General features: G+C 66.9%; 9 protein-coding genes and 1 pseudogene. 3 read left to right on the top strand and 7 right to left on the bottom strand.

Annotated elements, in window-relative coordinates:
* Positions 1-81: 81 nt before the first annotated feature.
* A complete protein-coding gene (locus QC826_RS00275) occupies positions 82-936 on the bottom strand; it encodes a TorF family putative porin (RefSeq protein ID WP_279763897.1) in 855 nt (284 codons plus the stop codon).
* Positions 937-971: 35 nt separating this feature from the next.
* Positions 972-2,353, bottom strand: a pseudogene (gene eat / locus QC826_RS00270) (ethanolamine permease).
* A 183-nt stretch (positions 2,354-2,536) separates the two neighbouring features.
* On the opposite strand from eat, the gene QC826_RS00265 reads away from it, so the two are divergent.
* Positions 2,537-3,595 carry a helix-turn-helix domain-containing protein gene (locus tag QC826_RS00265; protein ID WP_279763896.1) on the top strand — a complete coding sequence of 353 codons (1,059 nt, stop codon included), beginning with the start codon at positions 2,537-2,539 and terminating at the stop codon, positions 3,593-3,595.
* 40 nt (positions 3,596-3,635) lie between these two features.
* A complete protein-coding gene (locus QC826_RS00260) occupies positions 3,636-4,328 on the top strand; it encodes a DUF6622 family protein (protein ID WP_313872827.1) in 693 nt (230 codons plus the stop codon).
* 226 nt (positions 4,329-4,554) lie between these two features.
* Here QC826_RS00260 and secF read toward each other — a convergent pair whose 3' ends face one another.
* The 5 genes from secF to queA form a co-directional block, all read right to left on the bottom strand.
* Entirely contained in the window at positions 4,555-5,577 is a 1,023-nt protein-coding gene (gene secF, locus QC826_RS00255; RefSeq protein ID WP_279763893.1) for a protein translocase subunit SecF, read from the bottom strand.
* Positions 5,578-5,634: 57 nt separating this feature from the next.
* Positions 5,635-7,500 carry a protein translocase subunit SecD gene (gene secD, locus QC826_RS00250; protein WP_279763891.1) on the bottom strand — a complete coding sequence of 622 codons (1,866 nt, stop codon included), beginning with the start codon at positions 7,498-7,500 and terminating at the stop codon, positions 5,635-5,637.
* A 103-nt stretch (positions 7,501-7,603) separates the two neighbouring features.
* Entirely contained in the window at positions 7,604-7,933 is a 330-nt protein-coding gene (yajC, locus tag QC826_RS00245; RefSeq protein ID WP_093389131.1) for a preprotein translocase subunit YajC, read from the bottom strand.
* Between the two features lie 236 nt (positions 7,934-8,169).
* Positions 8,170-9,309 carry a tRNA guanosine(34) transglycosylase Tgt gene (gene tgt, locus QC826_RS00240; RefSeq protein ID WP_279763890.1) on the bottom strand — a complete coding sequence of 380 codons (1,140 nt, stop codon included), beginning with the start codon at positions 9,307-9,309 and terminating at the stop codon, positions 8,170-8,172.
* 18 nt (positions 9,310-9,327) lie between these two features.
* Entirely contained in the window at positions 9,328-10,377 is a 1,050-nt protein-coding gene (gene queA, locus QC826_RS00235; protein ID WP_279763889.1) for a tRNA preQ1(34) S-adenosylmethionine ribosyltransferase-isomerase QueA, read from the bottom strand.
* Positions 10,378-10,537: 160 nt separating this feature from the next.
* Here queA and recG point away from each other — a divergent pair, with 160 nt between their 5' ends.
* The gene (gene recG / locus QC826_RS00230) at positions 10,538-12,604 is read left to right on the top strand and encodes an ATP-dependent DNA helicase RecG (RefSeq protein ID WP_279763888.1); all 2,067 of its coding nucleotides are present in this window, start codon (positions 10,538-10,540) and stop codon (positions 12,602-12,604) included.
* Positions 12,605-12,731 lie beyond the last annotated feature (127 nt).

Below are 12,731 nucleotides of genomic sequence, written 5' to 3'. Positions count from 1 at the left end.
GCTACGGTCGGGGTCAGACCCCGGACGGGGTCTGCCCCCTTTTCTTACGGGGTTGAGCCGGCATCCCACTGGTCCGCGCGCTTAAAAATTGCGCGTCGCGACCACCTGCAGGCGCGTCTTGACCACGTTGCGGCCGCTGCCGTCGGCGTCGAAGAAGGTCCACAGCGGCGTGCCGTTCTTGCTGGCGTCGCCGCTGTTGTAGACCGCCGCCGCCGCCACGGCCCAGCCGTCCCAGGTCTTGGTCACGCCGACCTTGGCGTCGACGTAGTTGAAGGCGGCCAGGTTGCGCACGTTCTGCTTGCCGGCGTGCAGATTGAGCGTCAGGCCCGGCGCCAGCTCCGGATTCCAGTTGACCTCGCCGTACAAGGTGCCGCGCGTGTCGACCAGCTTGCCGCTGTACGGATCGACGGCGAAGCCGAACCAGCGCTTGCTCAAGGTGACCCAGCCGTAGGCGTTGAAGCTGCCGACGTTGACGCCCAGCTTGGCGTCCTGGGTGTGGTACTTGATGTCCTCGCCGCCGGCCGCGTAGTGCGCGCCGGGATACCAGTAGGTGACCAGGCCGGCGTCGATGTTGCTGCTGTCGTTGAGCGTGTGGCGGTAGCCGCCGTAGACGTCGATCTCGGCGCCGCCGCCGTTGTTGTAGGCGGCGTGCGAGACGCCCGAGCCGAACAGGCCCAGGTAGAAGCCGCTGACGTGGACGAAGTCCAAGGTGGCCTGGGCGGTCGGCTTGCCCTGGCTTTGCGAGACGCCACGGAACAGGTAGTCCGACACCAGCGAGACGTTGCCGCTGTTGGTCCAGTCGAGGGCGGGCGTGGGCGCGGCGGCGGCCGGGGCCGGATCGGCCGCGCTGGCGGCGCCGGACAGTGCCGCCAGGGTGGCCAGCAGCACCGCTGCGGCGCGCTGTTTCAGCGGGAAGGTGGAGGCTGCGATCATCATGTGGTCCTTTCGGTGGAGGTGGGGTCGGTGCGGGTTCAAACGGCGTCGTACAGCGCCAGCTCCTGGCGGCTGCGGCGGGTCGACAGGAAGAAGGCGTAGCCGCCGGCCATGAAGGCGGTGAACACGCCGAAGATCAGCGGGTTGTAGTAGATCATGGTGGCCATGCAGACGCCGGCGCCGGCCAGCGCGATGGCCGGGAAGACGGGGTAGAACGGCGCGCGGAAGGGGCGCACCATGTCCGGCTCGCTGCGGCGCAGCTTGAACAGGCTGAGCATGCTGAGGATGTACATGGTGATGGCGCCGAACACCGACATGGTGACGATGTTGGCGGTCAACGTTTGGCCGCCGATCTTGATCAACTCGTCGCTGAAGATGGCGGCGATGCCGACCACGCCGCCGGCGATGATGGCGCGGTGCGGCGTGTGGAAGCGCGGGTGGATCTTGGCGAAGTAGCGCGGCAGGTAGGCCTCGCGGGCCAGGGCGTAGATCTGCCGCGAGTAGCCCAGGATGATGCCGTGGAAGGAGGCGATCAAACCGAACAGGCCGAGCCAGACCAGCATGTGCAGCCAGTTGCTGTTCTCGCCGACGATCGCCTTCATCGCCTGCGGCAGCGGGTCGTTGATGTTGGACAGCTTGGTCCAGTCGCCGGCGCCGCCGGCGAACACCATCACGCCGATGGCCAGCAGCACCAGGGTGATGATGCCGGTGATGTAGGCGATGGGGATCGAGCGCTTGGGTCCTTGGCCTCCTCGGCCGCCATGGCGACGCCCTCGATGGCGAGGAAGAACCAGATGGCGAAGGGGATGGCGGCGAACATGCCGGGGATCGAGGCGATGCTGAAATTGTCGGCGCCGGACCAGCCGCCCTTGACGAAGTTGGCCATCGAAAAACCGGGCGAGACCACGCCCATGAACACCAGCAGCTCGAAGATGGCCAGCAGCGCCATCAACAGCTCGAAGCTGGCGGCGATCTGCACGCCGACGATGTTGAGCGTCATGAACACCAGGTAGGCGCCGACCGCCGCCGTCTTCGGATCGACGGCGGGGAACTGCACGTTGAGGTAGGCGCCGATGGCCAGCGCGATGGCCGGCGGGGCGAAGACGAACTCGATCAGGGTGGCCGCGCCGGCCAGGTAGCCGCCCAGCGGGCCGAAGGCGCGCTTGCTGTAGGCGAAGGGGCCGCCGGCGTGCGGGATCGAGGTGGTCAGCTCGGTGAAGCTGAAGATGAAGGTGGTGTACATGGCGGCGATGAACAGCGCCGTGATGGTGAAGCCGAGCGTGCCGGCCGAGGCCCAGCCGTAGCTCCAGCCGAAGTACTCGCCCGAGATGACGAGGCCGACCGCGATGCCCCACAGTTGGACCGTGCCCAGCGTCTGCTGCAGCGCCGGGGCCGCGCCGGATGCCTGATGTGCTTTCATTTTTTTCTCCAGTAAGAACAAACGTCGCCAAGGGCGCCGAGCTGTCGAGCCGACTCGGGGCAGGTATGGAAGTTGCAACGAATCGAGTATAGGAGTCCGGGCCGGCGCGACGTTATCGAAAATCGGCAAACTTGACGACAGCTGTGGCAGCGCGCAACAGGGCCTATTTCAGGAGGAAACAACATGCACCAGATTGGTACACCTTTATTGCACAGTGCGCCGGAATTGCGCAGCCCGGCGGCCCCGCGCACCGTGCTGGCACACGACGCCGACCAGCTGGCCTGCGAGCTGACCAACTGGCAGCAGAGCTACGACCAGATCAGCGCCGGCCTGTTCCGCGGCGCCCTGGTCGAGTTGCGCATGCCCAAGATCCAGGTCTTCAAGGAAAGCCTGAGCCAGGCGGTGCGGCAGTCCTGCCGGGTGTGGCCGGGCGCCATCTGGTTCGGCCTGCCCGACCATCCGGTGGCGACCCGCATCAACGGCCGCCAGGCCGGCCAGGAATGGATCATGGTGCAGCCGGGCGAGCAGGAGTTCGAGCTGGTCACGCCGAGCGCCTACGGCATCTACGGCATCGTGGTGTGCCGCCGCATGCTGGCCGAGGCGGCCGAGCGCAGCGGCTGCCTGATCGACTGGGAGCGGGTGCAGGCGGCCGAGGTGCTGCAGGTGGACGGCGCCGCCCGCGCCGCCTGCGTGCAGACGCTGGCCGCGCTGCTGGGCGGGGACGGCCACGGCGCGCCGGCCGGCGGCGCCATGCCGACGCGGGCCGGCCTGTTCGGCGACGACGGCCACGGCGGCGCGGCGGCGCAGGCGACGCCACACTGGCAGGAGGCGGTGCTGGGCGCGCTGCTGGAGATGCTCGACCGCAGTTGCATCGAGCCGGTGGCCGCCGCCAGCGTGCAGCGGCGCCAGCGCGTGGTGGCCAAGGCGCGCGAATACATTTTAGCGCACCGCGCCGACAGCATCACCGTGCCGGAGCTGTGCGAGCAGGTGCACGTGAGCCGGCGCACGCTGCAGTACTGCTTCGAGGACGTGCTGGGCATGAGTCCCATGCTCTACCTGCGCATGGTGCGGCTGAACGGCGTGCGGCGCCAACTGCACGACCCGGCCGCGCGCGGCAGCGCCATCGGCGACGTCGCCGGCGCCTGGGGACTGTGCAACTTCAGCCAGTTCTCCAGCGACTACCGCAAGCTGTTCGGCGAATGCCCGTCCGCCTCGATGAAGGCCCTCTCGCTGCGCAGCTAAGCCGAAAAAACCACCGCCACCGGGGTCAGCGCCTTGCGCCTTGCTCGGCCGTTGGCACCGCATCGCCTCGCCCCCCGTCCCGCCGCAGCCCGCGCCGTGCCGCGCCACTTCGCGCCGCCGCCGCGCCGTTTCGTCGCATCGCGCCGCGCGGCGCGGCGCCGGCGGGCATAGTTCACTCATCAACACCCAACAAACAAGGAGAAACACCATGCTGCAACAGATCATCAGCCACACCCCAATCTACGTTTGGGCCATCCTGGGCTTCCTGGTCTACCGCGGCGTGGTCGCCAGCCAGGACCGCACGGTCGCGCTGCGCTCGCTGTTCATCATCCCCGCCGTGATGGTCGCGCTGTCGCTGCAGGACATCGCCAACCGCTTCGGCCTGCACGACGCCCCGCTGGCGGCCTGGCTCATCGGCGCGGCGCTGGGCACCGGCCTGACCTGGCAGCTGATCGACGCCAAACGCATCGGCATCAACCGCGCCGAGGGCAGCGTCACGCTGCGCGGCAGCTGGCTGCCGCTGGCCCTGATGATGGCCATCTTCTGCGCCAAGTACGCCGTCGCCATCGCCTTCGCCATGTCGCCCGCCCTGCGCCAGGAACCGCTGTTCGCCGTCACCGTCTGCGCCACCTTCGGCGTGTTCAACGGTGTCTTCCTGGGCCGCCTGCTGTGCCAGATGGCCGCCTACCTGAAAGCGGCGGCACCGGCCGCGCTGCAATCGACACCGAACTAACGCCGCCACCAGAACGCCGGCGCCGCCGCCGGCTTCCTGCAAGATCAAAGGGTGCCCGGTCTGCGAGACCTGGCGCCCTTTTTCATGTCGCGGTGGAGACGCCGGCACCGGCGCCGGCGGGCGCCCGGCGCGCATGCGGCGGGTGCGAACAGGCGTGGGCCGTAAAAAAACCCTCCCGGCGGCGACGCGGGGAGGGTTTCTACTGCTAGTTCGACGGGGCCGGCGTTTACACCACCGCGCCGTCCGTTTCGTCCTTTTCCTTGATCGGCTTGATCAAGTCCTCGCGCGTCACGCCCAGCCACATGGCGACGGCGGCGGCGACGAACACCGACGAGTAGATGCCGAAGCAGATACCGATGGTCAGCGCGATGGCGAAGAAGTGCAGCGTCGGGCCGCCCAGCAGCAGCATCGACAGCACCATCATCTGCGTGCAGCCGTGGGTGATGATGGTGCGCGAGATGGTGCTGGTGATGGCGTTGTCGATCACCTCGTGCACCGAGGCCTTGCGCTGCTTGCGGAAGTTTTCGCGGATCCGGTCGAAAATCACCACCGACTCGTTGACCGAGTAGCCCAGCACCGCCAGCACCGCCGCCAACACCGTCAGCGAGAATTCCCACTGGAAGAAGGCGAAGAAGCCGAGGATGATGACCACATCGTGCAGGTTGGCGATGATGGCGGCGACGGCGAACTTCCACTCGAAGCGCACGGCCAGGTAGATCATCACGCCGACGATCACCATCGCCAGCGCGTTCATGCCGTTCTGGGCCAGCTCGTCGCCCACCTGCGGGCCGACGAATTCGACCTTCTGCAAGGTCACCGCCTCGGCGCCGGCGGCGTCGACGCAGCCGGCCTTGACGATGTGCTCGCCCTTGGCGCTGACCGTGTCGATCTGTTTCATGGCGCCCTGCTCGGCCTTGCACAGCTTGTCGAACACCAGTTGCGAGGCGTTCGAGCCGGCCACCGTTTTGATGATCGGCAGGCGGATCATGACGTCGTGCGCGGTGCCGAAGCTGGTCACCTCGGGCTGCTCGTAGCCGATCTGCTCGAGCGAGTGGCGGATGCCCTCGAGGTTGGAGGCCTTGGCGTATTTCAGCTCCATCACGGTGCCGCCCTTGAACTCGACCGAGAAATGCAGCCCCTTGGTCACCAGGAAAAACACCGCCGCGACGAAGGTCAAGGCCGAGATGACGTTGAAGATCAACGCATGGCGCATGAAGGGAATGTCTTTTTTAATCCGGAAAAATTCCATGAAATCCTCTGAGTATGGAGTGCGCGGCCGGCCGCGCGAGGCGGCCGGCGACGATACTTATTTCGACAGGCCCGGCACCCACACGGTGCCGATGGCGATCGATTGCAGCTTCTTCTTGCGGCCGTACCAGAGGTTGACCACGCCGCGCGAAATGAACACGGCCGAGAACATCGAGGTCAAAATGCCCAGGCAGTGCACCACGGCGAAGCCGCGGATGGCGCCGGAGCCGAACACCCACAGGGCCACGCCGACGATCAGGGTGGTCACGTTGGAGTCCAGGATGGTGGCCCAGGCGCGCTCGAAGCCGACCGAGATGGCCTGCTGCGGCGAGGCGCCGCCGCGCAGCTCCTCGCGGATGCGCTCGTTGATCAGCACGTTGGCGTCGATCGCCATGCCCAGCGCCAGCGCGATCGCGGCGATGCCCGGCAGGGTCAGCGTGGCCTGCATCAGCGACAGCAGGGCGATCAGCAGCAGCAGGTTGCAGGCCAGCGCCAGCACGCTGAAGAGGCCGAACATCATGTAGTAGAACATCATGAAGACGGCGATGGCGGCGAAGCCGTACATGGTCGAGTGCAGACCCTTGCTGATGTTCTCGGCGCCCAGTTGCGGGCCGATGGTGCGTTCCTCGACGAAGTCCATCGGCGCGTACAGCGCGCCGGCGCGCAGCAGCAGCGCCAGCTCGGCGGCGTTTTCCGCGTTGCCCATGCCGGTGATCTGGAAGCGGCTACCCAGTTCGCTCTGGATGGTGGCGACCGACAGCACTTCCGGCTTGCCCTTCTCGAACAGCACCATGGCCATGCGCTTGCCGACGCGCTCGCGGGTCGCCTCGCGCATCTTGCGGCCGCCGTCGCCGTTCAAATCGATGCTGACGGCCGGTTGCTGGTTCTGGTCGAAGCTGGCGGTGGCGCTGGCGATGTAGTCGCCGGTCAGGGCGACGTCCTTGGTCAGCACGACCGGCACGCCCTTGCCGACGGTAAACAGCTCGGAGTTGAACGGGATCGAGGCGGACAGCTCGGTGCCAGGGGTGACGCTGTCGTCGACCATGCGCACTTCCAGCGTGGCGGTGCGGCCGATGACGGCCTTGGCGCGCGCCACGTCCTGCACGCCGGGCAGCTGGACGACGATGCGGTCGGCGCCCTGCTGCTGGATGATCGGCTCGGCCACACCCAGCTCGTTGACGCGCTTGGACAGGGTGGCGATGTTCTGCTTGACGCCGTCGTCGATGGTTTGCTTGAGCGCGGCCGGCTTCAGGCTGACCTGCAGCTTGAGCTCGTCGCCGGCGCCGCTGTCGACGAAGGCCAGGTCGGCCATCTGGCCGGACAGCACGTCCTTGGCCTTGCTGCGGGTGTCGGCGTCGCGGAACTTGATCTCGATGGTGTCGCCGACGCGGTCGATGCCGGCGTGGCGCACGTTCTTGTCGCGCAGCGCGCTGCGGGCGGCGGCCTGGATGCCTTGCACGCGCTTGCTCAGCGCGGCCTTGACGTCGACCTGCAGCAGGAAGTGTACGCCGCCGCGCAAGTCGAGGCCGAGGTACATCGGCAGCGCGTGCAGGCTTTGCATCCATTTCGGCGTGTTCGGCTGCAGGTTCAGCGCCACCAGGTAGGTCGGGTCGGCCGGATCGGTGTTCAGATCCTTCTCCAGCACGGCCTTGGCCTTGAATTGGGTGTCGGGGTCGGCGAAGCGGGCGCGCACCGAGGCGTAGGTGCCGGTGCCGTCGAAGCTGATGCCGTCGGCGGCGATGTTCTCCTTCTTCAGCACGGCGGCGACCTGGGCCGCCATCTCGCTGCTCATCTTGACGGTCGACTTGCCGCTGGTGACCTGCACCGCCGGCGACTCGCCGAAATAGTTGGGCGCCGTAAACAACGCACCCAGCAGGATGGCGACGGCGATGAGGATGTACTTCCAGACTGGATAGCGATTCATATTGTTCAACGTTCAGTGTTAGGCGTCGGATGCAACATATGCAACATACGGAAACGGCCGCGCTTCTGGTGCGGCCGTTCCCGTGACCAAGTGCTCGCCGGTCTTACAGCGCCTTGAGCGTGCCCTTCGGCAGCAGCATGGTGATCGAGCTCTTCTGCACGACGATCTCGGTGCCGGTCGACACTTCCAGCGTCACGTAGCCCTCGGTGACCTTGGCGACCTTGCCCAGCAGGCCGCCGGCGGTGACCACTTCGTCGCCCTTGGCGAGCGCGTCCATCATGGCTTTTTGTTCCTTGGCGCGTTTTTGCTGAGGACGGATCATCAGGAAATACATGGCCACGAACATCAGGATCAGCGGCAGGAAGCTGGTGATGTTGCCGCCCAGGCCCAGGGCGTCGAGTGGGGATTGTGCGTATGCGTTGGAAATGAACACAGATAACTCCGGTGATTAGATTGAAAAACAGCGCTGTATTCTAGCACTGGCCGGCGAAGCCAAGGCTGCCGGCTAGGTGGGGTCTTACATAATTTTTACAAGACTTGCAACATTTATTGCCCACGGCGGGTGGCGGCGGCAGCCAAAACCAACCGCTGGCGCACAGCCAGGGTCAGACCCTAGGGTCTGACCCTATATTGACACCGCCGTGTTTTCTTGACTTGGCGACATCAAAATCAAACGCCGCGCGCGCGGTCGGCGTGGAACTGCAGGGTCCAGGCGTGGAAGCGGTCCTCGTCGAGCGCCTCGCGCATCTGGCGCATGATGTCGAGGTAGTAGTGCAGGTTGTGGATGGTGTTCAGGCGCGCGCCGAGGATCTCCTGGGTGCGGTTCAGGTGGTGCAGGTAGGCGCGCGAGAAGTTGCGGCAGGCGTAGCAGGAGCAGCTCTCGTCGAGCGGCGCCTTCTCCTCCTTGTAGCGGGCGTTCTTGATCTTGATGTCGCCGTAGCGGGTGAAGATCCAGCCGTTGCGCGCGTTGCGCGTCGGCATCACGCAGTCGAACATGTCGATGCCGTTCGAGACGCCGGCCACCAGGTCCTCCGGCGTGCCCACGCCCATCAGGTAGTGCGGCTTGTTGGCCGGCAGGCGCGGGCCGACGTGGGCCAGCATGCGCATCATGTCCTCCTTCGGCTCGCCGACCGACAGGCCGCCGATGGCCAGGCCGGGGAAGTCGATCTCCTCGAGCTGGGCCAGCGACTCGTCGCGCAGGTTCTCGAACATGCCGCCCTGGACGATGCCGAACAGCGCGTTCGGGTTGCCGCCGCGGTGGAACTCGTCGTGCGAGCGCTGCGCCCAGCGCAGCGACATGCGCATCGACTTGGCCGCCTCGTCGAGGGTGGCCGGGCGGCCGTCGATCTCGTAGGGGGTGCACTCGTCGAACTGCATGACGATGTCGGAGTTGAGCACGCGCTGGATCTGCATCGACACCTCGGGCGAGAGGAACAGCTTGTCGCCGTTGATCGGCGAGTTGAAGTGCACGCCCTCCTCGGTGATCTTGCGCATGGCGCCCAGCGAGAACACCTGGAAGCCGCCCGAGTCGGTCAGGATGGGCTTGTCCCAGCCCATGAAGTCGTGCAGGCCGCCGAACTTGGCGATCACGTCGTTGCCCGGGCGCAGCCACAGGTGGAAGGTGTTGCCGAGGATGATCTCGGCCTTGATTTCCTTCAGCTCCAGCGGCGACATCGCCTTGACCGAGCCGTAGGTGCCGACCGGCATGAAGATCGGGGTCTGCACTTCGCCGTGGTTGAGTTTGACGGTGCCGCGGCGGGCCTTGGTCAGGCCGCTGGTATCGGTCTTGATGAGTTTAAATTCCAACATGAGCGTTTTTCTCTTCTCTTAATTATTCGATGAATTTTTCTGTTGCGCCCGCGCCTCGGTGGTCAGCAGCATGGCGTCGCCGTAGCTGAAGAAGCGGTATTCGTTGGCGATGGCGTGGGCGTAGGCGCGGCGGATCTGCGCGTAGCCGGCGAAGGCCGAGACCAGCATCAGCAGGGTCGACTTGGGCAGGTGGAAGTTGGTGATCAAGCGGGTCACGGTCTTGAACAGGTAGCCGGGCGTGATGAACAGCGCGGTGTCGGCGCTGCCGGCGAGCAGCTCGCCGCTCTGCGAGGCCGACTCCAGCGCGCGCAGGCTGGTGGTGCCGACGGCGACCACGTCGCGCCCGGCGGCGCGGGCGGCGCGCACCGCGTCCACCGTGGCCTGCGGCAGGGTGTACCACTCGGTGTGCATCTTGTGCTCGGCCAGCACCTCGGCGCGCACCGGCTGGAAGGTGCCGGCGCCGACGTGCAGCGTGACGTAGGCGAACTGCACGCCCTTGGCGGCCAGCTTGGCCAGCAGCGCCTGGTCGAAGTGCAGGCCGGCGGTGGGCGCGGCGACGGCGCCGGGCACCTTGTTGAACACGGTCTGGTAGCGCGTCTCGTCGAAGGAGTCGGCGGTGTGCTCGATGTAGGGCGGCAGCGGCAGGCGGCCGTGCGCCTCGATCAGCTCGAACACGTCGGCGTCGAAGTGCAGGGTGAAGAACTCGCCGGCGCGGGCGCCGACGGTGACGTCGAAGGCGTCGGCCAGGCGGATCTTGCAGCCCGGCGGCGGCGACTTGGAGGCGCGCACCTGGGCCAGCACGGTACGGCTGTCGAGCACGCGCTCGACCAGCGCCTCGATCTTGCCGCCGCTCTCCTTGACGCCGAAGAAGCGCGCCTTCAGCACGCGGGTGTCGTTCATCACCAGCAGGTCGCCGGCCTGCAACTGCTCGACGATGTCGGCGAACTGGCGGTCGACCAGCTGGTCGCCGGCGAGGTGCAGCAGGCGCGAGGCGCTGCGGTCCGGCAGGGGAAATTGCGCGATGCGCTCTGGCGGCAAGTTAAAATCGAAATCGGAAAGCGAGTACATGAGCAAACTTCTAGACGGTGTGAGGAAAATACGAACGGCGCCCGGATCGCGCACACTATGCCGCGATCCCGCGCAAGCCTTACAATATCGGCCTCGCTGCGCGACGGCCAACCCTCTATTTTACGCTAGCGTCTGAAAAACGCCCGCAAATCGCCCGAATATGCCCGTTCCGAAGCCAAAAGCAGTCAAGAAAGTCGTCAGCCCGGAGGCCAAGCTGGCCAAGCTCGGCCTGCGCACCGACATGGACCTGGTGCTGCACCTGCCCATGCGCTACGAGGACGAGACCCAGGTCGTCAGCATCCAGGAGGCGTGTTTGCACGGCGGCGAGTCGTCCCAGGTCGAGGGCCTGGTGGTGAAGAACGAGATCACCTTCAAGCCACGGCGCCAGCTGCTGGTGCACATCGCCGACGAGAGCGGCGACCTGCAACTGCGCTTCATGAACTTCTACGGCAGCCAGGTCAAGCAGCTGGCCGAGGGCACCCGGGTGCGCGCGCGCGGCGAGCTGAAACACGGCTTCTTCGGCGCCGAGATGGTGCACCCGACCTACAAGGTGGTCAACGAGGGCGCCCCGCTGCCCACCTCGCTGACGCCGGTCTACCCGTCCGGCGAGCGCCTGTCGCAACCGATACTGCGGCGCGCCATCAACGACGCCATGAAGCGCATCGACTGGACCGACACCCTGCCGGCCGAGCTGCGCGCCGAGATGAGCCTGTCCGACTTCGAGCCCTCGGTCAAGCTGCTGCACTATCCGCCGCAGCAGGTCGACGAGCACGCCCTGGCCGACCGCTCGCACCCGGCCTGGGTGCGCATGAAGTTCGACGAGCTGCTGGCCCAGCAGCTCTCGCTCAAGCGCGCCCAGCGCGCCCGCCGCTCCAAGGGCGCCGCCGCGCTGAAGAGCGTGGGCGCGCTGTCGCAGGCCTTCCAGGCGGCGCTGCCGTTCAAGCTGACCGGCGCCCAGCAGCGCGTGCTCGACGAGATCCGCGCCGACCTGCGCCACCCCTACCCGATGCAGCGCCTGCTGCAGGGCGACGTCGGCAGCGGCAAGACGGTGGTGTCGGCGCTGGCCGCCGCGCAGGCCATCGACAGCGGCTTCCAGGCGGCGCTGATGGCGCCCACCGAGATTTTGGCCGACCAGCACTTCCGCAAGATCGCGGCGTGGATGGAGCCGCTCGGCGTCAAGGTGGCCTGGCTGACCGGCAGCCTGAAGAAGAAGGACAAGCTGGCCGCCTACGCGCTGATCGAATCGGGCGAGGCGCAGCTGGTGATCGGCACCCACGCGCTGATCCAGGAGGGCGTGCAGTTCGCCAAGCTGGGCCTGGTGATCGTCGACGAGCAGCACCGCTTCGGCGTCGGCCAGCGCCTGACCCTGCGCAACAAGGGCAACGTGGACGCCGTGCCGCACCAGCTGATGATGTCGGCCACGCCGATCCCGCGCACGCTGGCGATGACCTACTACGCCGATCTGGAGGTGTCGGTGATCGACGAGCTGCCGCCCGGCCGCAGCCCGATCGTCACCCGCGCCGTCGACCAGAACCGGCGCGACGAGGTGATCGAGCGGGTCTACGCGGCGGCGCAGGAAGGCCGCCAGGTGTACTGGGTCTGCCCGCTGATCGAGGAGTCCGAGGCGCTGCAGCTGCAGACCGCCACCGACACCCACGCCATGCTGGCCGACTCGCTGCCCGGCCTGGTGGTGGGCCTGGTGCACGGCCGCATGAAGACGGCGGAAAAGCAGGAGGTGATGGACGCCTTCACCGCCGGCCAGGTGCACGTGCTGGTGGCGACCACGGTGATCGAGGTCGGCGTCGACGTGCCGAACGCCTCGCTGATGGTGATCGAGCACGCCGAGCGCTTCGGCCTGTCGCAGCTGCACCAGCTGCGCGGCCGGGTTGGCAGGGGCTCGGCGGCCAGCGTCTGCCTGCTGCTGTACCAGGGGCCGTTGGGCGGCGTGGCGCGCCAGCGTTTGATGACCATGCGCGAGACCACCGACGGCTTCGAGATCGCCCGCCGCGATTTGGAGATACGCGGCCCCGGCGAGTTCCTCGGCGCGCGCCAGTCGGGTCAGGCGATGCTGCGCTTCGCCGACCTGGAGACCGACGGCTGGCTGGTCGACCAGGCGCGCGACGTGGCGCATGGCCTGCTGCACGCCAGCACGCCGGACAAGGCGGCCACGGTGGAGGCCCACCTGGCCCGCTGGCTGGGCGGCAAAGAGGAATTCCTCAAGGTCTAGGCCGGGGCCTGGGCAGTGAGGTTCGTGCGCAGGGTGCGCCAAAACCCAAAGGCAGAGAGGCAGGGTCAGACCCTAGGGTCTGACCCTAGATTTTCGTCGCTGGGTTTTGCCGAGGACACCGGCACAT

This window comes from Rugamonas sp. DEMB1, assembly GCF_029834475.1.
Classification (GTDB): Bacteria; Pseudomonadota; Gammaproteobacteria; order Burkholderiales; family Burkholderiaceae_D; genus Rugamonas; species Rugamonas rubra.
This window is presented reverse-complemented; position numbering and strand designations above follow the sequence as displayed.

What these genes read in the sequence shown, in the direction of transcription:
- tgt (WP_279763890.1), bottom strand. Translation starts at nt 9,309, where the DNA reads ATGTTGGAATTTAAACTCATCAAGACCGATACCAGCGGCCTGACCAAG.
- QC826_RS00265 (WP_279763896.1), top strand. Translation starts at nt 2,537, where the DNA reads ATGCACCAGATTGGTACACCTTTATTGCACAGTGCGCCGGAATTGCGC.
- secF (WP_279763893.1), bottom strand. Translation starts at nt 5,577, where the DNA reads ATGGAATTTTTCCGGATTAAAAAAGACATTCCCTTCATGCGCCATGCG.
- QC826_RS00275 (WP_279763897.1), bottom strand. Translation starts at nt 936, where the DNA reads ATGATGATCGCAGCCTCCACCTTCCCGCTGAAACAGCGCGCCGCAGCG.
- recG (WP_279763888.1), top strand. Translation starts at nt 10,538, where the DNA reads ATGCCCGTTCCGAAGCCAAAAGCAGTCAAGAAAGTCGTCAGCCCGGAG.
- queA (WP_279763889.1), bottom strand. Translation starts at nt 10,377, where the DNA reads ATGTACTCGCTTTCCGATTTCGATTTTAACTTGCCGCCAGAGCGCATC.
- secD (WP_279763891.1), bottom strand. Translation starts at nt 7,500, where the DNA reads ATGAATCGCTATCCAGTCTGGAAGTACATCCTCATCGCCGTCGCCATC.